General features: G+C 74.6%; 22 protein-coding genes, 3 tRNA genes and 1 pseudogene. 12 read left to right on the plus strand and 14 right to left on the minus strand.

The genetic code is table 11. The features are described 5' to 3' along the window. The first annotated feature begins 59 nt into the window (after window positions 1-59). On the plus strand, window positions 60-1,106 hold the full coding sequence (locus tag HCJ94_RS15280) for a LacI family DNA-binding transcriptional regulator (protein WP_168001692.1): 1,047 nt from the start codon (window positions 60-62) through the stop codon (window positions 1,104-1,106). Between the two features lie 208 nt (window positions 1,107-1,314). Here the strand turns inward: HCJ94_RS15280 and HCJ94_RS15285 are convergent, their stop codons facing one another. Further along, entirely contained in the window at window positions 1,315-2,535 is a 1,221-nt protein-coding gene (locus tag HCJ94_RS15285) for an acyl-CoA dehydrogenase family protein (RefSeq protein WP_168001693.1), read from the minus strand. Continuing rightward, entirely contained in the window at window positions 2,535-3,605 is a 1,071-nt protein-coding gene (locus HCJ94_RS15290) for a phosphotransferase family protein (RefSeq protein WP_168001694.1), read from the minus strand. Before HCJ94_RS15290 ends, HCJ94_RS15285 begins: the two co-directional genes overlap by 1 nt. Before the next feature lie 146 nt (window positions 3,606-3,751). Here HCJ94_RS15290 and HCJ94_RS15295 point away from each other — a divergent pair, with 146 nt between their 5' ends. Both HCJ94_RS15295 and HCJ94_RS15300 read left to right on the plus strand, forming a co-directional pair. Next, window positions 3,752-4,450: an ACT domain-containing protein gene (locus HCJ94_RS15295; RefSeq protein ID WP_168001695.1), complete on the plus strand. Its 699-nt coding sequence runs from the start codon at window positions 3,752-3,754 to the stop codon at window positions 4,448-4,450. Between the two features lie 106 nt (window positions 4,451-4,556). Continuing rightward, window positions 4,557-5,612: a GNAT family N-acetyltransferase gene (locus HCJ94_RS15300; RefSeq protein ID WP_168001696.1), complete on the plus strand. Its 1,056-nt coding sequence runs from the start codon at window positions 4,557-4,559 to the stop codon at window positions 5,610-5,612. A gap of 216 nt (window positions 5,613-5,828) precedes the next feature. Here HCJ94_RS15300 and HCJ94_RS15305 read toward each other — a convergent pair whose 3' ends face one another. Both HCJ94_RS15305 and HCJ94_RS29655 read right to left on the minus strand, forming a co-directional pair. Further along, complete coding sequence (locus HCJ94_RS15305; protein WP_168001697.1) at window positions 5,829-7,394, minus strand: aldehyde dehydrogenase family protein; 1,566 nt, start codon at window positions 7,392-7,394, stop codon at window positions 5,829-5,831. Between the two features lie 378 nt (window positions 7,395-7,772). After that, window positions 7,773-8,471 carry an LPXTG cell wall anchor domain-containing protein gene (locus tag HCJ94_RS29655; RefSeq protein WP_205801335.1) on the minus strand — a complete coding sequence of 233 codons (699 nt, stop codon included), beginning with the start codon at window positions 8,469-8,471 and terminating at the stop codon, window positions 7,773-7,775. 281 nt (window positions 8,472-8,752) lie between these two features. Between HCJ94_RS29655 and HCJ94_RS15315 the strand changes: the two are divergent. Beyond that, a pseudogene (locus tag HCJ94_RS15315) lies at window positions 8,753-9,031 on the plus strand (glycoside hydrolase family 9 protein); the annotation flags it as partial. A 164-nt stretch (window positions 9,032-9,195) separates the two neighbouring features. On the opposite strand, the gene HCJ94_RS15320 reads toward HCJ94_RS15315, so the two are convergent. From HCJ94_RS15320 to bioB, 3 genes are read right to left on the minus strand one after another with little or no spacing between them, the layout of a single operon-like run. Beyond that, window positions 9,196-9,702, minus strand: a complete 507-nt coding sequence (locus HCJ94_RS15320) for a GNAT family N-acetyltransferase (RefSeq protein WP_168001698.1) — start codon at window positions 9,700-9,702, stop codon at window positions 9,196-9,198. 4 nt (window positions 9,703-9,706) lie between these two features. Beyond that, window positions 9,707-9,943 carry a biotin synthase auxiliary protein BsaP gene (bsaP, locus tag HCJ94_RS15325; RefSeq protein WP_309227290.1) on the minus strand — a complete coding sequence of 79 codons (237 nt, stop codon included), beginning with the start codon at window positions 9,941-9,943 and terminating at the stop codon, window positions 9,707-9,709. A gap of 7 nt (window positions 9,944-9,950) precedes the next feature. After that, on the minus strand, window positions 9,951-10,946 hold the full coding sequence (gene bioB, locus HCJ94_RS15330; RefSeq protein WP_168001700.1) for a biotin synthase BioB: 996 nt from the start codon (window positions 10,944-10,946) through the stop codon (window positions 9,951-9,953). 187 nt (window positions 10,947-11,133) lie between these two features. On the opposite strand from bioB, the gene HCJ94_RS15335 reads away from it, so the two are divergent. Both HCJ94_RS15335 and bioD read left to right on the plus strand, forming a co-directional pair. Next, window positions 11,134-12,270: an 8-amino-7-oxononanoate synthase gene (locus HCJ94_RS15335; protein ID WP_168001701.1), complete on the plus strand. Its 1,137-nt coding sequence runs from the start codon at window positions 11,134-11,136 to the stop codon at window positions 12,268-12,270. Window positions 12,271-12,355: 85 nt separating this feature from the next. Further along, window positions 12,356-13,060 (plus strand): dethiobiotin synthase, encoded by a 705-nt coding sequence (gene bioD, locus HCJ94_RS15340; RefSeq protein WP_168001786.1) that lies wholly within the window; start codon window positions 12,356-12,358, stop codon window positions 13,058-13,060. Window positions 13,061-13,113: 53 nt separating this feature from the next. On the opposite strand, the gene HCJ94_RS15345 is transcribed toward bioD, so the two are convergent. Continuing rightward, window positions 13,114-14,286 (minus strand): cytochrome P450, encoded by a 1,173-nt coding sequence (locus HCJ94_RS15345; RefSeq protein ID WP_168001702.1) that lies wholly within the window; start codon window positions 14,284-14,286, stop codon window positions 13,114-13,116. Between the two features lies 1 nt (window position 14,287). Next, the gene (locus tag HCJ94_RS15350; RefSeq protein WP_168001703.1) at window positions 14,288-14,956 is read right to left on the minus strand and encodes a class I SAM-dependent methyltransferase; all 669 of its coding nucleotides are present in this window, start codon (window positions 14,954-14,956) and stop codon (window positions 14,288-14,290) included. Between the two features lie 149 nt (window positions 14,957-15,105). Here HCJ94_RS15350 and HCJ94_RS15355 point away from each other — a divergent pair, with 149 nt between their 5' ends. Then, window positions 15,106-15,966 carry a hypothetical protein gene (locus HCJ94_RS15355; protein WP_309227291.1) on the plus strand — a complete coding sequence of 287 codons (861 nt, stop codon included), beginning with the start codon at window positions 15,106-15,108 and terminating at the stop codon, window positions 15,964-15,966. Window positions 15,967-16,119: 153 nt separating this feature from the next. Continuing rightward, the gene (locus tag HCJ94_RS15360) at window positions 16,120-17,268 is read left to right on the plus strand and encodes an alkane 1-monooxygenase (RefSeq protein ID WP_168001704.1); all 1,149 of its coding nucleotides are present in this window, start codon (window positions 16,120-16,122) and stop codon (window positions 17,266-17,268) included. A 74-nt stretch (window positions 17,269-17,342) separates the two neighbouring features. Here the strand turns inward: HCJ94_RS15360 and HCJ94_RS15365 are convergent, their stop codons facing one another. Then, on the minus strand, window positions 17,343-17,918 hold the full coding sequence (locus HCJ94_RS15365; protein WP_168001705.1) for a TIGR03086 family metal-binding protein: 576 nt from the start codon (window positions 17,916-17,918) through the stop codon (window positions 17,343-17,345). Window positions 17,919-17,971: 53 nt separating this feature from the next. After that, window positions 17,972-18,574: a TetR/AcrR family transcriptional regulator gene (locus tag HCJ94_RS15370; protein ID WP_168001706.1), complete on the minus strand. Its 603-nt coding sequence runs from the start codon at window positions 18,572-18,574 to the stop codon at window positions 17,972-17,974. 253 nt (window positions 18,575-18,827) lie between these two features. On the opposite strand from HCJ94_RS15370, the gene HCJ94_RS15375 reads away from it, so the two are divergent. The 3 genes from HCJ94_RS15375 (at window position 18,828) to HCJ94_RS15385 (ending at window position 19,092) form a co-directional block, all read left to right on the plus strand. Beyond that, a tRNA-Gly gene (locus HCJ94_RS15375) sits at window positions 18,828-18,900 on the plus strand. A gap of 34 nt (window positions 18,901-18,934) precedes the next feature. Then, window positions 18,935-19,005, plus strand: a tRNA-Cys gene (locus HCJ94_RS15380). A gap of 12 nt (window positions 19,006-19,017) precedes the next feature. Then, window positions 19,018-19,092: transfer RNA gene (locus HCJ94_RS15385), tRNA-Val, on the plus strand. Between the two features lie 71 nt (window positions 19,093-19,163). Here the strand turns inward: HCJ94_RS15385 and HCJ94_RS15390 are convergent. From HCJ94_RS15390 to HCJ94_RS15400, 3 genes are read right to left on the minus strand one after another with little or no spacing between them, the layout of a single operon-like run. After that, window positions 19,164-20,039 (minus strand): NAD(P)-dependent oxidoreductase, encoded by an 876-nt coding sequence (locus tag HCJ94_RS15390; RefSeq protein WP_168001707.1) that lies wholly within the window; start codon window positions 20,037-20,039, stop codon window positions 19,164-19,166. An 11-nt stretch (window positions 20,040-20,050) separates the two neighbouring features. After that, on the minus strand, window positions 20,051-20,503 hold the full coding sequence (locus HCJ94_RS15395; RefSeq protein WP_168001708.1) for an anthrone oxygenase family protein: 453 nt from the start codon (window positions 20,501-20,503) through the stop codon (window positions 20,051-20,053). Window positions 20,504-20,508: 5 nt separating this feature from the next. Beyond that, window positions 20,509-21,366, minus strand: a complete 858-nt coding sequence (locus HCJ94_RS15400) for an LLM class flavin-dependent oxidoreductase (RefSeq protein WP_168001709.1) — start codon at window positions 21,364-21,366, stop codon at window positions 20,509-20,511. 189 nt (window positions 21,367-21,555) lie between these two features. Between HCJ94_RS15400 and HCJ94_RS15405 the strand changes: the two genes are divergently transcribed. Beyond that, window positions 21,556-22,701, plus strand: coding sequence for a nucleotide disphospho-sugar-binding domain-containing protein (locus HCJ94_RS15405; RefSeq protein WP_168001710.1), 1,146 nt, complete (start codon window positions 21,556-21,558; stop codon window positions 22,699-22,701). Window positions 22,702-22,730: the final 29 nt, after the last annotated feature.

The raw sequence follows: 22,730 nt of genomic DNA on the forward strand, positions 1-22,730 counted from the left end.
CGGTCCCGGTGCCACACCCGTGGCGGCACCGGGACCTCCCGACGTCGGAGGAGCAGACGATGACAACGCAGCGCACCCGGTCGCTCGGGCGCCCGACCCTCGACGCGGTGGCCGCACGCGCCGGCGTCGGCCGCGGCACGGTCTCCCGCGTCGTCAACGGCTCGCCGCAGGTGAGCCCGGAGGCCCGGGCCGCGGTGCAGCAGGCGATCGCCGAGCTCGGGTACGTGCCGAACCGGGCCGCCCGGGCGCTGGTCACCCAGCGCACCGACTCGGTGGCGCTGGTCGTCTCGGAGTCCGGCGACCGGGTCTTCACCGAGCCGTTCTTCGCCGGCATCGTCCGGGGCGTCAGCTCCGGCCTGCTGGAGACACCGCTGCAACTGTGGCTCGCCATGGTCCAGTCCCCGATCGAGCGGGAGCGGGTCGAGCACCACCTGACCAACCAGCACGTCGACGGCGTCCTGCTGCTGTCGCTGCACGACGCTGACCCGCTGCCCACGTTGCTGGAGGAGCGGGGCCTGCCGACCGTGCTCGGCGGCCGGCCGGCGCGGATGCTGCAGCCCGGGGCGCAGCCCGCCTGGTTCGTCGACGTCGACAACGTCGGTGGCGCCCGGCAGGCGGTCGAGCACCTCGCCGCGCGGGGGCGGCGGCGGATCGCCACCATCGCCGGCCCCCAGGACATGGGTGCCGGCCTGGGCCGGCTCACCGGCTACAGGGAGGCCGTCACGGCCGCGCTGGGCGGCGTCAACCCGGACCTGATCGCGTACGGGGACTTCAGCGAGGGCAGTGGGGCGGCGGCCATGCGCCGGCTGTTGGAGGTGTGCCCCGACCTGGACGCGGTCTTCGTCGCCTCCGACCTGATGGCGTTCGGCGCGCTGCGTACGCTCCGGGAGACCGGCCGGCGGGTGCCCGAGGACGTCGCCGTGGTCGGCTTCGACGACGCCCCGATCGCCCGGCAGGCCGACCCGCCGCTGACCACGGTCTTCCAGCCGGTCGAGGAGATGGGCCGCCAGATGGCCCGCCTGCTGGTGTCGCGCATCCGCGGCGAGGACCTGTCCTCCCCGCACATCCTGCTGGACACCCAGTTGGTCGAACGCGCCAGCGCCTGACCCGATCCCCCGAAACGACGCCGTCCCACCCCGTCCTCGCGGCACCCCACCCCACCCACCCACCCACCCCACCCGCCGATGCCCCCTCCGCGCCGATCTTGCACTTTCGGCCCGTCTTGTGCGGCATTTGCGCCGTATGCCCGGGCAGAAAGTGCAAGATCGCCGGGGGTGGGGGGTTGGGGGTGGGGGTGGGGGTGGGGGTGGGGGGTCAGGCGGGGGTGCGCCAGCGGCGGAGTTCGCGCTTCGCCAGCGAGGACCGGTGGACCTCGTCGGGGCCGTCGGCCAGGCGGAGCGTCCGGGCCTGGGCCCACAGGGCCGCCAGTGGGGTGTCCTGGCTGACACCGGCGGCCCCGTACCCCTGGATGGCCTTGTCGATCACCCACTCCGCCATCGCCGGCGTGGCGATCTTGATGGCCTGGATCTCGGTGTGCGCGCCCCTGTTGCCGACGGTGTCCATCAGCCAGGCGGTCTTGAGCACCAGCAGCCGGGCCTGCTCGATCCGGACCCGGGACTCGGCGATCCACTCCCGCACCACACCCTGCTCGGCGAGCGGGCGGCCGAACGCGACCCGGTCCAGGGCACGGCGGCAGAGCAGCTCCAGCGCGCGCTCGGCCATGCCGACTAGCCGCATGCAGTGGTGGATCCGGCCGGGCCCGAGGCGAGCCTGCGCGATGGCGAAGCCGGCGCCCTCGGCGCCGACCAGGTTCTCCGCCGGCACCCGGACGTCGGTGAAGTCGATCTCGGCGTGCCCGCCGTGCGGCCCGTCGGTGTACCCGAAGACGTGCATGCCCCGCCGGACCGTCACACCGGGCGTGTCCCGCGGAACGAGGATCATGCTCTGCTGCCGGTGCCGGTCGGCCGACGGGTCGGTCTTGCCCATCACGATGAGGATCTCGCACCTCGGATCCATCGCCCCCGACGACCACCACTTGCGGCCGTTGACGACGTAGTGGTCGCCGTCGCGGGTGATCCGGGTGGCGATGTTCGTCGCGTCGGAGGAGGCGACGTCCGGTTCGGTCATGCAGAAGGCCGAGCGGATCTCGCCCTCTAGCAGCGGGCGCAGCCACCGCTCCCGCTGCGCCTCGCTGCCGAACTCGGCGAGCAGCTCCATGTTGCCGGTGTCCGGGGCCGCGCAGTTCAGCGCCTCGGGAGCCAGGTGCGGGCTGCGGCCGGTCAGCTCGGCGAGCGGAGCGTACTGGAGGTTGGTCAGCCCGGCGCCGTAGCGGGCGTCGGGGAGGAACAGGTTCCACAGGCCCCGCTTGCGGGCCTCGGCCTTCAGCTCGGCCAGCACCGGCGGGCGCGCCCACGGGTCGCCGGCCGCCGCGACCTGCTCGGCGTGCACCGCCTCGGCCGGGTGGACGTGCCGCTCCAGGAAGTCGGTCAGCTCGGCCCGCAGCTGCTCGGTGCGCTCGTCGTACGCGAAGTCCATCACTTCTTCTCCACCGCGGTGAGCCCGTGCGCCACCAGCGGGGCCACCAGGTCGCCGATCCGGTCGAAGCCCTCGCCGAGTGTCTGGCCCCGCGTGTGCCGGTAGTGGATGCCCTCGCAGATCACCGCGAGCTTGAAGCACCCGAGCGCCACGTGCCAGTGCAGCGGGCCGACGTCGACGTCGCTGCGGCCGGCGTACCGGTCGATCAGCTCCGTGCCGGTGGGGAACCCGGCCCGGGGGCCCAGCCCGTCGGCGACCGGGTTGCTCTCGGCGGCGTCGCTGTCACCGAGCACGTCCCAGTACGTCAGCAGCAGGCCCAGGTCGGCCAGGGGGTCGCCGAGGGTGGCCATCTCCCAGTCGAGGACCGCGCGGACCGCGACCGGGTCCACGGTGGCGAGCAGATTGTCCAGCCGGTAGTCGCCGTGCACGATCCGCCCGGTGTTGGCCCCCTCGGGGGCGGTCGCGGCGAGCCGGTCGCGCAGCTCGTCGATGCCGGGCAGCGGCCGGCTGCGCGACCGGTCGAGCTGCCCGGACCAGCGGCGGACCTGCCGGGCCAGGTAGCCCTCCGGGCGCCCGAAGTCGGCCAGCCCGACGGCCGCCGGGTCGACGGTGTGCAGGGCGGCGAGGGTGTCCATCATCGCCATCGCCAGCCCGCGCCGCTGGTCGGCGGTGAGCGGGTCGGTCTGGGCGCGGGTGCGGAACACCTCGCCGTGGACGCGCTCCATCAGGTAGAACGGCGCCCCGATGACGTCCGGATCCTCGCAGAGCAGCAGCGCCGCCGGCACCGGCACGTCGGTGGGGGCGAGCGCCGAGATCACCCGGAACTCCCGGGTCATGTCGTGCGCGGTGGCCAGCACGTGCCCGAGCGGCGGGCGGCGCAGCACCACCTCGCGCCCGCCGGCGCGCAGCAGGTACGTCAGGTTGGACTTGCCGCCGGCGATCAGCCGGGCCGACAGGTCCCCACCGGCCAGTTCCGGCCGGTGTGTCGCCAAATACGCGGAGAGCCGGTCCAGGTCAACGCCCCGGGGAGGGGCGTGTGGGGCGGGTGCGTCGACAGCCGGCTCGGTCATCCGATCAGTTGATGGCCTCTCAGCCGTGTTGTCAAGGTGGGTTTTTGCCCTCGGGACATGCCGCTGCAACGGGGGCGAAACGGTCGCGGGTCAGGCTGGGGCGTGCCTGCCGGCGGACCGCGCCGGCCCGCCGAGCGGAGGTTCACATGCTGCTGCGAGTTCGGGTCACCCTGCCGGACCGTCCGGGCACCCTCGGCCAGGTCGCGCGCACGATGGGCGTCTCCGGCGCCGACATCGTGCAGGTCGTGGTCCTGGAGCGGCTCGGCGGCCGGGCGGTGGACGACTTCACCGTGGTCTGGCCGGGGGCGGCCCGGGTGGAGCGGCTGATGGCCGGCCTCGCGGCGATCCCCGGGGTCCGCGTGGACGGCGTGTGGCGCGCGATCGGCGCGCCCACCACCACCGGGCAGGACGCGGAACTGCTGGCGCAGGTCGCGGGGAACCCCGGCGACGGGCTGGCGACCCTGGTCGACGCCGTGCCGGGACTGCTCGCCGCCGACTGGGCGGTCGCCGCGGTGGTGCCGGTCGACTGGGCCTCCCGGGCCGGCGCCGGCAGCGAGGCGACCGTCGGGCACGCCAGCTGGCGGGCTCCCGTACCCCCGCGGCTGCCCGACGTGACACCGCTGCGCGCCCGCGCGATGAGCGCGCCCGGCGGCGCCCACTTCGCCGTCGCGCCCTTCGGGCGGGCCGGGCTGGTGCTGGTCGTGGCACGGGAGGACAACGAGCCGCTGGCCGCCGCCGCGTTCCACTCCACCGAGGTGGACCGGCTCGCGCAGCTGGTCCGCGCCAGCGCCGTGATCCTCGGCGACCGGCTCGACCTGGTCGGCGCACCGCCCACGGCCGGCTGACGGCGACTGTGGCGCACACCGCACCGCCGGATCGCGAGCCGTCACCCCAGGGCAACCGGCCGGCAACAGCCAACGGCGAGGGTCGTACCGGGGAAGGGAGCGAACCATGACGCTGTGGCGAATCCGGGCCACCGTGGACGACCGACCGGGCTACCTGTCGGTCCTCACGGCGAGCCTGGCCTTGCGTGGGGTCAACATCCTCACGGTGCAGGTGCACACCACGGAGCGGGGCGCGGTCGACGACTTCCTCGTCGACGCCCCCGACTCCCTCGACGAGGCCGACCTCGTCGCCGCCGTGGAGCGGGGGCGGGGCCGCGAATGCTGGGTGGCGCGCAGCGAGGCGCGGGGGCTGGCCGACCAGCCGACCCGGGTGCTCGGGCTGGCCACCCGACTGGTGCGGGACCCGGACACGACCGGGGAGGCGCTGCGGACACTGCTCGGCGCCGACTCGGTCACCTGGCGGCCGTCGCCGGCCGGGCCCCGACCGGGGATCACCCCGACCACCATGCTGCTGGCCGACCCGGGCGGCGGGTCGTACGACCTGCGGCGCGCGGCCCCCGGGTTCACCCCGGCCGAGTACGCGCGGGCGCAGGCCCTGGTCGAGCTGGCGGCGACCGCCGCGCGCCGGTCCGCCGAGCAGGTCACCCTGGTCCTGCCCGACGGCTCGGAGCTCGGCGTACGCCCGGCGACCGGCGACGACCTGCCGGGCGTCGTCGAGCTGCACGAGCGGTGCTCGCCACGCAGCCGGCACCGCCGTTACCTGGGCGGCGCGGCCCTGCCCGCGCCGGCCCGGATGCGCCGGTTGCTCGAACCGGCGCGGGGCGTCACCCTCCTCGCCACGCCCGCCGGCTGCGGCGGAGCGGGGGAGTCGGTGGTGGCGATGGCCAACCTCCTGGCCGAGGGGGAGATGGCCGAGGTGGCGCTGCTGGTGCGTGACGACTGGCAGCGCCGGGGCCTCGGCTCGGCGTTGCTGGGCCGGCTCGTCCGCCACGCGGAACGGGCCGGGTACGCGGCCCTGGTCCTGCACACGCAGGCGGAGAACACGCCGATGCTGCGGACGGTCCGCCGTCTGGGCCGGCCGGCCCCGGTGGACCGGGACGGGTCGCTGGTCACGCTGACGGTGCCGCTGACGACGACGGCGGTGGGCCGGGCCCGCGTCTAGGACACGGGGCCCTGGGGCCCCTGGCGGTGTCTCGACGTCACCGCCCGGCCGTGCCGGGACGTCGAGTCACGAACCAGGCCGCCGGGCCGCGGGTAGGCGGCCCGGTCACGCCGGTCCCCGATGGCCGGCACGGCGGCCGACTCCCGGTGCGGGAGACGGTGAAACGGCGGGGCTCCCGGTGCGGGAGCCCCGCCCACCGCTGTCCCGAGGGCCGTCTCAGGTGGCGGGGTAGCTGCTGTAGTCGGGGAAGTTGCCGTAGAGGCGGCCGTCGCCGCCGACCGTGACCGCCTGCACCAGCAGGTCGCCGCCGACGAAGGCGCCCTTCCACGAGGCGCCCCGGCCGCCGAACGGCTCCTCCCGGTCGCCCCGCGAGCGCGGCTTGTTGATGCCGACCTTGAACGCCTGGAGGTCGACCGCGAGCTTGGCCGCCTCGTCCTCGTCGTCGCAGGCGAGCGACGCGACCAGTGCGCCGTTGGAGGCGTTCATCGCGGCGAGCAACTCGTCGGTGGTGTCGACGACGACGATCGTGTCGACCGGGCCGAACGGCTCGGCGTGCATCAGCCGCGACCGTCCGGGCGGGGCGAGCAGCACCGACGGCGCCACGTACGCCGAGGTGTCCTGCCCGTCGAGGAACGGCGCCCCGTCGAGCCGGCCCCGGTACAGCGGGACGGCGCCGCCGCGGACCGCCTCGTCGACCTTGCGGCGCAGCTCGTCGGCCTTGGCGGCGCTGATCAGCGGGCCGAAGTCCAGCTCGGGAAGCGGGTCGCCGGCCGACCAGTCGTCGCCCACGGCGAGCGGGTGGCCGAAGCGGACCGACCGCACCACCGGCAGGTACATGTCGAGGAACTGGTCGACCAGCTCCCGCTGGACGACGAAGCGGGGGTACGCGGTGCAGCGCTGCTTGCCGTACTCGAAGCCCTTCTTCAGGTGCCCGGCGAGCAGGTTCCACTGGGAGAAGTTCCAGATGCCCCAGGCGTTGAGGCCCTCCTGCTCGATGAAGTGCCGCTTGTCGGTGTCGAGCAGCGCCGCGGCCACCTTCCCGCCGTTGGAACGTCCGCCGACGAACGCGACCGCGCCGATCTCGGGAGCGCGGACCAGCACCTCGGACAGCTCCTCACCGCTGCCCGACAGCAGCGTGGCGGGCAGCCCGGCACGGCGCATCAGCGCGTGCGCGACGGTGAGGCAGACCGCGCCGCCCTGCGAGGGCGTCTTGGCGATCACCGCGTTGCCGGCGAGCACCTGCACCAGCTCGGCGTGGACGAGGACGCTCATCGGGTAGTTCCACGACGCGATGTTGCTGACCGGCCCCGGCAGCGGCTCCCGGCCGTCGGCGAGCATCCGGTCGATCTCCCCGACGTACCACCGGACGCCGTCGAGCGCCCGGTCGACGTCGGCGCAGGCCAGCCGCCACGGCTTCCCGATCTCCCAGACCAGCAGGAGGGCGAGCAGGTCGCGGTGCTCGGTGAGGGCGTCCAGGGCGTCGGTGACCCGGGCCTTCCGGTCGGCGAGGGGGGTCTCGGCCCAGACCCGGTGGGCGGTGGCGGCGTGCGCGACCGCGCCGCGGGCGGTCGCCGCGTCCAGGCGCGGCAGGTTGACCAGGACGGTGTTGTCGACCGGGGTGCGTACGGCGGCGGGCGAGCCCACCGCCTGCCAGTCGCCCTCGATCAGGTTGTGCAGGGTCGTGACGCCGTCGACCGCCGGCCCGAAGGCCTCGGGGGCGGCGGCGGCCGCGCGGGCCAGGACGTCGGACCAGGCGGTTCCGTCGGCGAGTCGTAGAGCCATCGCGATCTCCTCAGGGTCGTCCGGGGAGCGGCGGCGTCCATGGCACCGCTGGTGTCGCGTACTGTCGCCCGCCGAAAACGGGGGCGGCAACAGTACGTTCGTATGTCAGGACGCGACGTCCGCGCCCGGCCGGTCTTCCGGCGCGTTAGACGCCGCCGTCAACCGGCCTGACCTGGGCGTACGCCGACATCCCATCCATGTTGGTCGATGATGTGATGAATCTCCGGGCGCCCTTGACCGGGTTACCGGTCAGTACGGTCGTGCTCCTCCGGCGGATCAAACCTCCGGGGTGATCTTCCCCTCGGTACCTCGACGGGGGCTCGAGGAAACGACGACCGGCCGCCGGAAGTCCGGCGGCCGGTCGGGTGGTGCCTCTGGTCAGCTGGTGAACGTCACGTTGTCGCGGCGCCGCCGCAGCACGGTGAGCGCCACGCCGCCGCCGATCAGGGCGAGGCCGGTCAGCGCGATGCCGGTGCCGGCGACACCGGTGATCGGCAGGCTCGGGTCGTCCTCGCCGCCGCCACCGTTACCGCCCGGGGTCGTGGGAACGGGCGTCGTGGGCGCGGGCGTCGTTGGGGTCGGCGACGTCCGGCAGGGCTCCAGCCAGAAGACCTTGTGTTTGGCGTCGGAGGACTGGCCCTCGACCAGGTCGACGTCCAGCTTCAGGTGGTAGCCGTGCTTCTCGTGCTGCTTCAGGCCGGCCAGGTCCAGGTCGGCGGCCGACAGCTTGATGACCTCGTCGTGGTCGTTCTCCGCGCCGGATGCCGGGTCGGTGCTGATGATCTTGTTCTTGATCGACCAGACCACCTTGTCCGTGCCGGACGGAGGCTGTGCGGTCAGGGTGATGTCCGCGGCCTGGTCGGTGTCGAAGTTGAAGAACTCCAGCTCGAACTCGCAGGTGACGTGCGGCTGGTTGTCGACGTGGTCCTCGAACTCCTTGCCGTCGATCTTCACGGTGCCGTTGTCGCCGGGCGGGTTGTTGCCGCCGGGTGCGGCCCAGGCCGGTGCGGCAAGGGCAAGAGAGGCGGTGGCGGCGGCGATAACGGCCGCGCGCACCACGCGCCGACGCTGTGGCATGAGGATTCCTCCGGAAGGGGTCGAGAAGTCAAGGCATGATCGCTAAACGGTCACTGTGGGCGACATCCGACGTTCGGCTAGACATCTGCTGACCTGCTGGTTCGATTTGCCGTGGTGCGAAGATTCGTCACGCTGTGCAGGCGTGTCGATGTAACGAGATCAGCGCCTCCGGCGCTGCGTCGGTCCGGCAGCCGCCACCGTGGGTGCTCTTCACAAGTCGGCGACACGGAGATTACATTGTCGAACATCCATGGGAGCGCTCGCCACGTTCGCCGACACGGTCCAAGGCGGAGAGCGAGTACGACCGCCTCGGCACCGAGAACCAGACCACCACCCGGTCCTACAAGTGGACGATCGCCTGGGACAACAAGCAGTTCGGGGCGTACGTGCTGCTGGCCCGGCTGACCGGGAAGCAGAAGTACGTCGAGGACGCCAAGCGGTGGCTCGACTACTGGACCGTCGGCGTCAACGGCCAGCGGGTGCCGTACTCGCCGGGCGGCATGGCCGTGCTCGACTCGTGGGGCGCGCTGCGCTACGCCGCCAACACGAGCTTCGCGGCGCGGCCACCGGCGCCTGATCGCCGACGTGGTGGCACTCGGCCACGCTCGGCCGGTGACCCACCTGGTGCCGGACGGCCGGCTCACCCCGCACCGGCCGGCGAGCGGCGCCCGCCGGTTCGACGGCGGTGACGTCGTGTGGGACGGCTGACCGATGGTCCCCGGGGTCAGTCGGCCAGGTCGTCGGCGAGTAGGTCCATCAGGAGGCCGTCGTGCCAGCGGCCGTCCTCGCCGCGCTCGTACCGGCGCAGGATGCCGACCGGGCGGAAACCCACCTTCGCGTACGCGCGGATCGCCGCCGAGTTGGCCGCCGCCGGGTCGATCGTGAAGCGGTGGTGGCCGTGCTCGTCGACCAGGTGCCGGACCAGGGTACGGATGGCGTCCCCGGCCAGCCCGGCGCCGCGTACCGCCGGGTCGAGGAAGATGTCCATGCTGGCGTGGCGGTAGTCGGGTTCGTCCTCGGCGTACCACTGGATCGCGCCGACGACCCGGCCGTCGTGCTCTATCGCGTACACGGTCAGGTCGCCGTCGGCGAGGTCGGCGGTCACCGCGGCGGTGAGGTCGTCGCCGCCCCGCCACCAGCGGCGCACCTCGGGCTGGGCGCGGATCGCCGCGAGGGCGGGCGCGTCCGCGGCCGTGGCCGGCCGCAGGGTCACCGCCCGGCCCCGCAGCATCGCCTCAGCCCCGGATCTCGCCGTGCGCGACGCAGACCGCCGACCAGCCGACCGGCAGCACCTGCACCTTCATCCGGCGGCGGCAGTGCGCGCAGTACCGGGGCGGCTCCAGCTCGCGGGCCGCCCGGCAGGCCACGTGCTCGCCGACGCCGGCCGGCTCGCCGCAGCGGTCGCACCACGCGGCACCGGCGCCCGCGGTTGCCACGTCGCTCGTCGCCACCGTCGCGTCGCTCCTCGTCACCGGATGCTCACAGGGTCGCGGAGAGGGCCTTGACCGGCATCTTCAGGTCGTCGAGCAGCTTCAGGTCGTCGGTGGCCGGCCGACCCAGCGTCGTCAGGTAGTTGCCGACGATCACCGCGTTGATGCCGCCGAGCAGCCCGTCGCGGGTGCCCAGGTCGCCCAGGGTGATCTCGCGGCCGCCCGCGTACCGGAGGATCGTGCGCGGCATGGCGAGCCGGAAGGCGGCGATGGCGCGCAGCGCGTCCTTGCCCTCGACCACCGGACGGTCGCCGAGCGGGGTGCCGGGACGGGGGTTGAGGAAGTTCAGCGGGACCTCGTGCGGGTCCAGCTCGGCGAGCTGGGCGGCGAACTCGGCCCGCTGCTCGACCGTCTCACCCAGGCCGAGGATGCCGCCGCAGCAGACCTCCATGCCGGACTCGCGGACCATCCGCAGCGTCTCCCAGCGCTCCTCCCAGGAGTGCGTGGTGACGACGTTCGGGAAGTACGACTTGCAGGTCTCCAGGTTGTGGTTGTAGCGGTGCACGCCCATGTCGACCAGCTCGTCGACCTGCTCCTGGGTGAGCATGCCGAGCGAGGCGGCGACCTGGATGTCGACCTCCGCCTTGATCGCGGCGACACCCTCGCGCATCTGCTTCATCAGCCGCGCGTCCGGACCCCGGACGGCCGCCACGATGCAGAACTCCGTCGCGCCGGTCTTCGCGGTCTGCTTCGCCGCCTCCACCAGCGAGGGGATGTCCAGCCACACGGAGCGCACCGGCGAGGTGAACAGGCCCGACTGCGAGCAGAAGTGGCAGTCCTCCGGGCAACCGCCGGTCTTCAGCGAGACGATGCCCTCGACCTCGACCTCCGGGCCGCACCAGCGCATCCGCACGTCGTGCGCGAGCTGGAGGGCGGCGGGCAGGTGCTCGTCGGGCAGGTTCAGCACGGCGAGGACGCCGGCCTCGTCGAGGCCGACGCCGTTCTCCAGCACCTGGGAACGGGCCTGGTCGAGGATCTCTGGCATGGCCCGTACCCTACAAGGCCGCTCCGGCGGCGGGAAACGGCCGCGTGGCTGTCCCGAGTGCCGCACGAGCGGGAGTTGAGAGCCACGCCGCGTCGGCCCGCGCCACGCCGGGGCCGCCGTGGCCAGGTGGTACCTTCGCCCCGGCGCGAGGCGCCCGACGGGCGGGTGCCGCGGGATTGGAGTGGCGGTGGCGGACTGGCTGGCGGCGCTGGACCGTCGTGCCGAGCTGCGGGCCAAGGCGGGGCTGACGCGCACGCTTCGCCCGCGCTCCGCCGGCGACGCCGTGGTCGATCTCGCCGGCAACGACTACCTCGGCCTGTCGACGCACCCCGACGTCACGGCCGCGGCGGTGGCGGCGGTGCGGGCGTACGGGCTGGGAGCGACCGGGTCGCGGCTGGTGCGCGGCTCCACCGACGCCCACCACGCCCTCGAGGACGACCTGGCCGACTGGCTCGGCACCGACCGGGCCCTGGTCTTCTCCTCGGGCTACCTGGCCAACCTCGGCGCGGTCCGGGCGCTCGTGCAACCGCGTACGCTGCTCGTCTCCGACGCGCACAACCACGCCTCCCTGATCGACGGCTGCCGGATCTCCGGCGCGGAGACGGTGGTGACCCCGCACGCCGACGTCGCCGCCGTACGCGCCGCGCTCGCCGCCGCGCCCGGCCGGCCGGCGGTGGTGGTCACCGAGTCGGTGTTCTCCGTCGACGGGGACCTCGCCCCGCTGGCCGAGCTGCACGCGGTCACCCGTGGGCACGGCGCGCTGCTGCTCGTCGACGACGCCCACGCGCTCGGCGTGACCGGCCCGGGCGGCGCCGGGGGAGTGGCCGCCGCGGGGCTGGCCGGTGAGCCGGACGTGATCGTCACGGCAACCCTGTCCAAGGCCCTCGGCGGCGCCGGCGGGGTGGTCGCCGGCCCGGCGGAGTTCGTCCGCCACCTGGTGGAGACGGGCCGGACGTTCATCTTCGACACGGCGCTGCCCCCGGCGGTGGCGGCCGGCGTACGGGCGGCCGTCGGGCTCGCCCGCGCCGGTGACGACCTGCGGGCGGAGCTGGCCGAGCGGGCCGGTCTCGCGGTCCGCCGGCTGCGCGCCGCCGGGCTGACCGTGTCGACCCCGGACGCCGCCGTCGTGTCGATCACCGCGCCCGGCCCCGAGACGGCCACCACGTGGGCGGCCGACTGCCGGGACCGGGGCGTGGCCGTCGGTTGCTTCCGGCCGCCCTCCACCCCGGACAGCCGGTCCCGGCTCCGCCTGACCCTCAGCGCCGGCGTGCCCCGGGCGGACTTCGAGCGCGCCCTGGAGGTCATCGTGGAGTGTGCCCCGTGAGCGCGAGGTTGCGAGCCCCGCAGTCGCGAGCAGAGGTGGCACGGTGAGTGGTGCGGCCGGGACGGGAGCACCGTGGCGCGGCGTCGTGCTGGTGACGGGCACCGACACCGAGGTCGGCAAGACCGTGGTGACCGCGGCGATCACCGCCGCCGCGCAGGCCGCCGGGTTGCGCGTCGCGGTGGTCAAGCCGGGCCAGACGGGTACGGCCACCGGCGAACCGGGTGACGTTGACACGGTCACCCGCCTCGCCGCGCCGCTCACCGGCCGGACGCTGGCGAGCTTCCCGGAGCCGCTCGCCCCGCTGGCGGCGGCCCGGATCGCCGAGCTGCCGCCCCTGGAGCTGTACGCGGCGGTCGACGCCGTCCGCGAGGAGACGGACAAGCACGACCTGGTGCTGGTGGAGGGGGCCGGCGGGCTGCTCGTGCCGATGGGGTTGCGGCCCTCGGGCGAGCCGTGGACGGTCGCCGACCTGGCGGTCTCGCTCGGCTGCCCGGCGGTGGTGGTGGCGCGGGCCGGCCTCGGCACGCTGAACCACACCGCGCTCACCCTGGAGGCGCTGGAGCGGCGGGCCGTGCCGGCGGGCGTGGTGATCGGCGCCTGGCCGGCCGAGCCGGAGCTGGTCCACTGGGCCAACCTCACCGACCTCGTGCCGCACCTGCTCGGTGCGCTTCCGGCGGGGGCCGGCGGGATGGACCCGGGTGTGTTCCGGCGGTCCGCGCCGGGTTGGCTCACCCCCTCCCTGTACGGGGTCCTCGACGACTGGCGCGCCTGGGCCGAGGAGATCAGCTGAACTCCTGACCATCGTCGGCGCGCGCCCAGGTCGGGCGCCGGTGCAGTCAGCGGTCAGGCGCGGCGGATGACGAACGCGTCGGGCATCCGGAACGTGAGGTTGTCCGGGCACCAGGGCGGGCGGACCACCGTCACGCCGTCGAGCAGCGGCGTCACCTGCTCGACGACCACCGCCGCCTCCATCCGGGCCAACTGGTCGCCGACGCAGCGGTGGGCGCCCGCCCCGAAGGCGAGGTGCCGGCGTGAGCCCCTCTGCCCGGGCCGGAACTCGTCGGGCGCCTCCACCGTGGCCGGGTCACGGCCGGCGCGGGCCAGCCACAGGACGACGCTGGTGCCCGCCGGCACCGCCGTCCCGCCCAGCGTGGTGTCCACGGCGGCCACCCGGCGCCAGGTCACGATCGGCGGCTCCAGCCGCAGCCCCTCCTCGACCACGTCGGCGACCGCCACCGTGCCGGCGCGCAGGCCGGCGCGGACGGTCGGCTCGCCGGCCAGCCGGTGCAGCAGCAGCGTGAGGAACTGCGAGGTGGTCTCCTGACCGGCGACCAGCAGGAAGAACAGCGCCCCGACCACCACGTCGGGCGGGTGCCCGGCGGCGCGCAGCGCCCCGGCGAGCCCGCCGCCGGTGGCCGCGAACTCCCGCAGCACCCGGTGGAACCGCCCGACCTCCTCGGCCAGGGCGAGCTGGCGGTCGGCGTCCAACGGGGCCCAGAAGAGTTCGAGCGCGGCCCGCGCGAACTCCTTCACCGCGCCCACCGGGGCGTCCGGCAGCTCGACCAGGCGGGCCAGCACCAGCAGCGGCAGGTCGGCGGCCAGGTCGGCGTAGAGGTCGGCCGGCGTGCCGGCGTCAAGAGCGGCCCGGATGGCGGCCACCCGCTGCCCGACCAGGCCGGTGAGCCAGGGCCGCTGGGCGGCCACCTTCGCCGGGTGCAGGGCGTCGGCGACGATCGCCCGGATCGCCGGGTGGCTCGCGCCGCCGTTGTTGGCGAGGGTGGGGGGCAGGCGGAAGCGGTGCCCGGCGAGGACTCGCAGGGCGGCCACCGGGACCGGGGTGACGGCGTCGAGCGCGTTGTCCGGGCGGTACGTGGACGGATCGGTCAACACCTGCCGGACCAGCGCGTGCCGGGTCACCACCAGGTGCTCGACGCCCACGTGGTCGGCGACGCGGGCCACGTCCGGCCAGGCGGCGTCGGCCGGCTCCGCCCAGCTCCGGAACAGCACGCCGGACACGCTAACGGGCCGCCCCCGGCAGCCCGGGCCGCAGCCGCCACACCGTGGTGCGCTTCACGCGGACGCTCTCCAGCGTCTCGGGGACCGGCACGTCGTACGTGGCGACCTCGTCGAAGCGGTCGCGGGGCAGGAACGCCCGGCCCGGGTCGCCGACCAGCACCGTCGCGCCGGCCCGGGCGGCCTTCAACAGGAAGCGGAGCACCCGCTTCGCCATCACCTCGCTGTAGAAGACGTCCCCGGCGAGCACGACCTCGGCGCCGCCCGCGTCGCCGTCGAGGATGTCGCCCAGCTCGGCGTCGAGGCGTACCCCGTTGGCCTCGGCGTTGAGCGCGACGGCCGCGACGGCGAGCGGGTCGACCTCGACGGCGCGGACCGCGGCCGCGCCGGCGCGGGCCGCGGCGATGGCGACCAGGCCCGACCCGGAGGCGAGGTCGAGCACCCGCCGCCCGGTCACCAGCTCCGGGTGGTCGGTGACGTAGCGGGCGAGCGCCTGCCCGCCGGCCCAGGCGAAGGCCCAGAACGGGGGCGGCTGGGCGCTGTGGAACTCGCCCTCGGTCAGCTCCCACAGCCCGACCGCGTCGTCGGCCTGGTGCAGCCGCACCTCGGGCACGAAGGCGACCGGCGCGAGGCGCGCGTGCAGCCGGACGAAGGCGGTGGCGAGTTCGGACACCGGCAGATTCTCCCGCAGGCCGGACGACCGGCGTGTCGCGGGGAGGGCGTGACCGGTTCACCACGCAGGGTGAAACCACCCCCCGTGCTTGACGGTCCGTGCGAACACGCCCGTCTACCGGCTGCCTCCGCGCGCTCCTAGCGTCTGTCGTGGAGGCGACCGACGGGAGGGCGGAGAAGGTGACGCGGTGGCGGTACGCGTTGCGGGCCGGGGTGGTGCTGGCCTGCCTGACCGGGGTGTGCCTGGCCGCGCCGGCGCCGGCGTCGGCGGCCAACAGCACCGAGTTGAGTGGCCTGCCCGACGAGTTCCGGGCCGGTGACCCGGTGGCGACGGTCTCCGCGGTGGTCCGGCGTGACCAGGGCGGCTGCGTGAAGGTCCGCTGGTCGATGGTGCTGCGGGTGTCGGGCCTGCGGCTCGACCAGGTGAAGATGGACCGGATCGAGGAGACCGGGTCGTTCCCGCTGGAGGTGCGCACCGACGGTGACGTCGCCCGGCTGACCGACCGGCAGCTCGATCCCGGGACGCTCTGCCCGGACCGGACGGTGACGGCCAAGTACCGGTTGGCGTTCGCGGAGGACGTGAGCCGCGGGCGGGTCACGCTGGAGGCGGAGGCGTACGACGCGAACCTGCGCCTGCTGGCGCGGCAGACCGCGACCCGGACGGTGGTGGGGCCGGACGGCGAGGCGTCGCCCGGCGGATCCGCGGAGGCGTCCGAGCCGTCGGCCGAGCCCACCGAGTCGGCGGTGGATGAGACCGGCGAGGAGGTGCCCGCCGAGGACGGCGTCGCCGAGGTGCCACCGGCCGCTGGCGCGGGCCGCCCGGTCGCGCGGTCCGGTGGCTTCGGTGCGGTGCAGGCCGCCTTCCTGCTGGGTGGGCTGCTGCTCTCCCTCGGCCTCGGGCTGCTGTTGCGCCTGCGGCACCTGACGCGGACGGCGGGCGACGACCGTGGGCCGGCCCGGGACTGGGGGCGTCCGGCGAGCCGGTCGCGGGGGTGGGCGGGGGGACGCTGATCGGGGGCCGCCGGGGGTGGTGACCTGCCGTGCCACCTCCGGCGGACGTCCCGCCCATCGAACGGGTTCGACTTTACAAAACAATGGGACTTGTAAAATAGCGTGACGGCTGCCACAGTCAGGAGGACACCGGCGAGAGATCGGAGGTCGGCCATGGCCGTCGACGCGACCGTCACCCCCGGCGCCTGGCGGGACGCCCGCAAGCCACTCTGGCCGCTGGCGTTGCTCGTCCCCGCGCTGCCCTTCCTCGCCTGGCTGTCCTGGCGGGGCGGCGGGGGCGGGTGGGCCTGGTGGATCACCCCCGCCGTGGTGTTCGGCCTGATCCCGGTCATCGACCTGCTGATCGGGGACGACCGGCGCAACCCGCCGGAGGCGGCGGTGCCGCGGCTCCAGGCGGACGGCTACTACCGGTGGCTCACCTACCTGTACCTGCCCGCCCAGTACGCGGCCCTGGTGCTCTGCTGCGCCGTCTGGGCCGCCGGCGGCCTCTCCCCGCTGGCGGCGGCGGGTCTGGTCGCCACCGTCGGGGTCGTGAACGGCATCGCCATCAACACCGCCCATGAGCTGGGCCACAAGCGGGAGACGATGGAACGCTGGCTCTCCAAGGTGGCGCTGGCGCCCACCGGGTACGGGCACTTCTACGTCGAGCACAACCGGGGCCACCACACCCGGGTCGCCACCCCGGAGGACCCGGCCAGTTCCCGGCTGGGTGAGAGCTTCTGGGCCTTCTGGCCGCGTACCGTCTGGGGCAGCCTGCGGTCGGCCTGGCGGCTGGAGACCGGCCGGTTCCGCATCCGCGGCCGCAGCCCCTGGACGTGGCGCAACGACATCCTCAACGCCTGGGCGATGACCGTGGTGCTCTACGCGCTGCTGATGGTCGCGTTCGGCCCCGGCGTGCTGGTCTTCCTGGTCCTCCAGGCCGTGGTCGGCTTCAGCCTGCTGGAGGTCGTGAACTACCTGGAGCACTACGGCCTCGCCCGGCAGCGCACCGCCGCCGGCCGGTACGAGAAGGTCGACCCCCGGCACAGCTGGAACAGCGACCGTACCGTCACCAACGTCTTCCTCTTCCAGCTCCAGCGGCACAGCGACCACCACGCCAACCCGCTGCGCCGCTACCAGACGCTGCGCAGCTTCGACTCCTCGCCGCAGCTGCCGGCCGGCTACGCGACGATGGTGGTCGCCGCGCTGATCCCGCCGGTGTGGCGGCGGGTCATGGACCACCGGGTGCTCGCCCACTACGGCGGCGACCCGGACCTCGCGAACGTCCATCCGCCGGCCCGGCCCCGGTTCCGGAAGGGCTGAGGCGCACCGCAACCGGGAGCGCGGTCCCGGCCCGGCGCCCGTGGCAACGTCGCGGCGCGGCGCACACGCGGGCCCTACGGCGCCCAGTCCGGGTCGCGGCCGAAGGCGGCGATGAGCTGGTCCTGGGGGTCGGCGTCGGCCACCACGTCGACGCCCGAACGGACGAGCCGGCCCCGCCGGTAGTCGTCGATCCGCCCACGGAACCAGCGGGCGCACTCGGCCACCGCGTCGGCGTCCAGACGCCGGTCGGCGCCGATCGCCGCCGCCAGGTCCCACCCGTGCACGAGGTGCTCCGCGATGAGCTGGTGCAGGTATTCGTCGGCCGGTGTCCGGCCGGAGGAGAGGTCGACGGTGCGCTCCAGCGCCGAGGGGTGGGTGAAGGCCAGCTCCGCCTGCGCCGCCGCGTCCCGGGCCGCGGCCGCCGGGTCACCGTCGAGCTGGTCGCCCTCGTAGCGGTCGCCCACCTCCGCGATCGTGCGTCCGGCCATCAGCGCCACGCTCCACCGGTCCTCGCCGACGACGTGGTTCACCAGCGTCCGGACGTCCCAGTCCGTGCAGGGCGTCGGCGCCGCCCACTGCCCCGGGCCGACCTCCGCCACCCGGTCCGTGAACTCGGCGAGGCTGCGGCGGTACGTCTCGAGCAGGTCCATGCCTGGATTGTCCCGCCCCCGGTCACCGGCCCAGGCCGGTTTCCGCGCGCCCCTCACTCGAGCTGGGCCGGGTCGATCCCCAGCTCGCGGGCGGTGACCAGGCGGACCCACTCGGTGAACTGTCGGCGGGAGATCACCCGGTCGTGTACCGCGAGCTGCACGGCGAGGCCGTCCATCACCGCGCTGATCCGCCAGGCGGCGCCCTCCGGGTCGGCGCACTGGAAGGTGCCGTCGCGGACCCCCGCCGCGATCACCGTGGCCAGGTCCTGCCGCCAGCGCAGGTCCAGCCGCCGGGAGACCTTCTCCAGCTCCGGCGTGCGCAGCGACTCGGCCCAGCCGTCGATCCACATGGACCACGAGATCGGGCGGCCGGCCGGGGTGTAGAGCTTGACGATCCGCCGCAGCTTCGTCAGCGGCGGGGCGCTGGACCGCATCACCGCGTCCAGCCGGGCGAGATCCTGCTCGACGGCGTACGCGAACGCCTCGGCGAGCAGCCGGTCCTTGGTGGCGAAGTGGTAGAAGACCAGTGCCTGGCTCACCCCCGCGGCCTGAGCCACGTCGGAGGTGCGGGTGTTGGCCAGGCCGCGCTCCACGATCACGTCACAGGCCGTGCGCAGCAGGGCATCCAGGCGGATCTCGGCCGCACGTCTTGTCACAGCAGTAACCGTAGTCCATCCATGCGGACACGGGCCGTTACCGACCGATCCGGACACGAAGCTCAGTCGGTCGGAAACAGGACAGTTCCCGGGCGAGCGCGGCGTGGTTGTCCGGATCGGCGCAGCGTGTCGACGCGCGTCGACCCGGCGGCCGTCCCCGGCCCGGCGGGGACGCGCCGGGGACACCCCGAGTTGGCAACCGCTCGCCGGCTCGGCTAGAGTTCTCATCCGTCACCGGGAAAGCCGGGGGCACGCGGACGTAGCGCAGCTGGTAGCGCATCACCTTGCCAAGGTGAGGGTCGCGGGTTCGAATCCCGTCGTCCGCTCGGAGATGCCGCCACGCATGACGGGGGCAACCTCGGTGGGGTGGCCGAGAGGCGAGGCAACGGCCTGCAAAGCCGTGTACGCGGGTTCAAATCCCGTCCCCACCTCGGCACGGACGAGGGCGATTGGCGCAGTGGGAGCGCGCTTCCTTGACACGGAAGAGGTCACTGGTTCAAACCCAGTATCGCCCACCAGCGGAAACGAGCCCGGCACCAACGGTGCCGGGCTCGTCGCATTCCGGGCCGCAGCGCCGCCCGGCCCCTGATCAGCGCACCGGGGAGCGGGGCTCCGCGACGACGGCCGCGTCCTTGTCGCCGTCCCCGGCCCGCACCGCCTCGGTGAACCGGTCTGCCGCGCAGGCCGTCACCACCAGGCCGACGCCCCGGGCGTCCGCCTCGTCGACGGCCAGCCGCAGGTCCTTGGCCATCAGGTTCACCCGGAACTGCGGGGGCTCGTAGCTGCGGTTGCGCACCATCTCCGCCCGGAACGCCAGGGTCGGGGAGCTGAACCCGCTCGCGGTGAGGGCGGCGAGGAACCGCTCCCGGTCCAGGCCGCTGCTCTCGACGAACGCCACCGCCTCGGCCAGCGCGGCCACCTGGTTGCCGAGGATCAGGTTGAAGGCCAGCTTCAGCGTGCTCGCCGCGCCGACCGGGCCGACGTACCGGATCTCCTGCCCCAGCGTGGCGAGCACGTCGTGCGCCTCCTCCACGCCCGACCGGTCACCGGCGGTGAAGATCCGCAGCTTGCCCGCCTGGGCCATCGGCGGGTTGCCGAGGACGCAGGCCTCGATCCGTCGTACGCCCACCCGCGCCAGGCGCTCGCTGGCCTCCGCCGAGTACGCGGGCGACAGCGTGGACGTGTCCACCACCAGCGTGCCCGGTCGCAGGTAGCCGAGCATCTCACCGAACAGCACCTGCTCGACGGCGTGCTGGTCGCTGAGGCTCAGCACGACGATCCGGGCGTTCTCCACGGCCTCGCCGCTGGTGGCGGCGACACGTGCGCCCGCCTCGGCCAGGGGCGCGGCCTTCGCCGCCGTCCGGTTGTGCACCACCAGGGGGTAACCGGCGGCGCGCAGGCACCGCGCCATGCCGGCGCCCATCCCGCCCAGCCCGACGAAGGCCAGCTCTCGGTCGTGACTCATCTGTGGTCCTTTCAGAAGGCGGTCACGGCGAGGCTGTTCGCCGTGAAGGCGACGAGCGCCAGGGCGGTCCGCAGCAGGTGCCAGCGCCGCCAGACCGGGCGCGGGTCGGCCCAGTCGGCCGGGATGTCCGCCGGGTCGGTCCGGTGCACGCGCCGGTTGATCGGCACATTCCGGAAGTGCGAGACCACCGACACCCCGAGCAGGCACACGGCGGCCACCGCGATCAGCGCCCGGGGGGCCGACGCGGTCGTCCGGAACGCGAGCCAGAGGTCCAGCAGCGTGGTGCCGAGGACGATCAGCGGCATCGTCGGGTCCCAGTTGCGGCCCAGCAGGGTGTGCGCCTGCACGTACCGGTCGGGCGGCATCGCGGCCAGGGCCGGGACGGTGCTCAGCGCCACGGCGAAGAGCACCCCGGCCACCGTGCCGCTGCCGAGCAGCACCAGGACGTGCAACGTCTCGGTCACGCCGCTCACCCCAGGACGGCGTCGGCGATCAGGTCCGCCTGCGCCGGTTCCGGGACGCACGGGAAGAGGATCAGTTCGTCGCAGCCCACCGCGCGGTAGTCGGTGACGAACGTCCGCAGCTGCTGCGCGTCGGTGAGGACGCTCTTCACGGCGATGTCGGCCTTCCAGCCGAGGAAGCCGTAGTAGTCGCGCAGGTACGCGGCGGACCGGTCGGCGGCGCCGGGGCCGAGGGCCACGTAGGCGATGGCGACCAGCCGGGGCCGGTCCGTCCGCCCCGCCGCCCGCCACGCCTCCCGGGCGCGGCCGGCCAGCTCGTCGTACCCGCTGGCGGAGCTGCCGCCGGCGATCCACCCGTCGCCGTACGCGGCGGCCCGCCGCATCGCCGCCGGCGAGTGGCCCCCGACCAGCAGCGTCGGGCCGCCGTCCGGGCAGCGGGGGCCGGGGACCAGGGCGTCCGGCCCGCCGTCCCACGACCGCCGCAGCTCGCCCAGCAGCGCGTCGAGGCGCCGGCCCCGTTGCTCGTACGGGGTGCCGCAGGCCTCGAAGTCGTCCGGCCGGCCGCCGGCCGCCGCACCGACCACCAGCCGCCCGCCGGAGAGCCGGTGCAGGCTGGCCAGCTGCTTGGCCAGCAGCGCCCGGTCACCCCGGTACGCGGCGATGAGGATCGTCGTGGTCAACCGGATCCGGCTGGTCGCGCCAGCCGCGGCGGCCAGCGTCATCAGTGGCTCGTAGCCGTCGTACATCAGCCGGTCGAGCACCCCGAGGGAGGCGAAGCCGTGCTCCTCGGCACGGCGCGCCCAGGTGAGCAGATCCGCGCCGGCGATCCCCGGGATCATCGTCGGCAGCCCGATGCCTAGCTCCATGTCACCCTCTCGCGTCCGGCGGCAGGCGTGTCAGGGGCACCCAACACCAGTGCGCTGGTCGCTCGCTGGCGGCGCGGCGGGCGGGGCGGGCCGGTTGCTCGAGCCCGGCTCGACCGGCGACCCGCACCGGGCGACCGGGGTCGAGCGGTCGTGGAGGGCCCGCCCAGCCGGCGGTGCTGCCATGGGCCGATGCGGATCCTCTTCACCACCTGGGCGTGGCCCTCGCACCTGTACGCGATGGTGCCGCTGGCCTGGTCCTGCCGTACCGCCGGGCACGAGGTGCTGGTGGCCAGCCAGCCGGCCCTGACCGACGTGGCCCTGCGTACCGGCCTGCCGTTCGCCCCCGTCGGCCGCGACGTCGACGCGGAGGCGGCGTTCCGCGAGATCGTCGCCACGCCGCCCGGTGCCAACGGCGGCGGTCCGCGTGTCCTGAAGCTCTTCGCCGAGCTGGCCGACGCCATGCTGGACGACCTGGTCGACCTGGCCCGGCGCTGGCGGGCGGACCTGCTGGTGTTCGAGCCGAGCGCCTTCGCCGGGCCGGTCGCCGCCGCCGCGGTGGGCGTGCCGGCGGTCCGGCACCTGTTCGGCACCGACCTGCTCGGCGGCCGGGCCGGGCAGTTCCTGCCGGCCGTGCTCGACCCGCTCGGCGCCCGGTACGGGCTGACCGGCGTGGACCCGTTCGGCGTGGCCACCGTCGACCCCTACCCGGCCGGCCTCCAACTGCCGCAGGTCGGCTCCCGGCGGCTGCCGGTCGGCCAGGTGCCGTTCAACGGCCCCGGCGTCGCACCACCGCCGCTGCCGGAGTCCGGCGCGCGTCCGCGGGTCTGCGTCACCTGGGGTACGACGATGGGCCGCCTCGGACCGGACTACTTCCTCGCCGGGACGGTGGTGCGGGCGCTCGCCGACCTGGACGTGGAGGTCGTGGTCGCGGTGAGCCCCGACCAGCGCGCCCTGCTCGGGCCGGTGCCCGACGGGGTGCACGTGGTGGTCGGCTCGCCGCTGCACCAGGTGCTGCCCGGCTGCGCGGCCGTCGTCGCGCACGGTGGCGCCGGGTCGCTGCTCACCGCCGTCTCGTACGGGCTGCCGCAGGTGCTCGTTCCCCGGCTGCCCGACCACACGCGGCACTCCGCCCGGCTCGCCGAGACCGGGGCCGGCCTGGTGGTGCCGGCGAAGGACGCCGACCCGGCCGCGGTGGTCACCGCCCTGCGGCGGGTGCTGGACGAGCCCGGGTTCCGGGAGGCGGCCGACCGGTTGCGCCGGGAGCTGACCGCCCAGCCGTCGCCCGCACAGGTGGTGGCGGAGCTGGAGCGGCTGGTGGTGGCCGCGCCCCGCTGACCGGGGACGGTCGACCACGGTGCGAGCGG

Origin of the sequence: Micromonospora thermarum (assembly GCF_012034245.1) — a bacterium.
Classification (GTDB): Bacteria; Actinomycetota; Actinomycetes; order Mycobacteriales; family Micromonosporaceae; genus Micromonospora; species Micromonospora thermarum.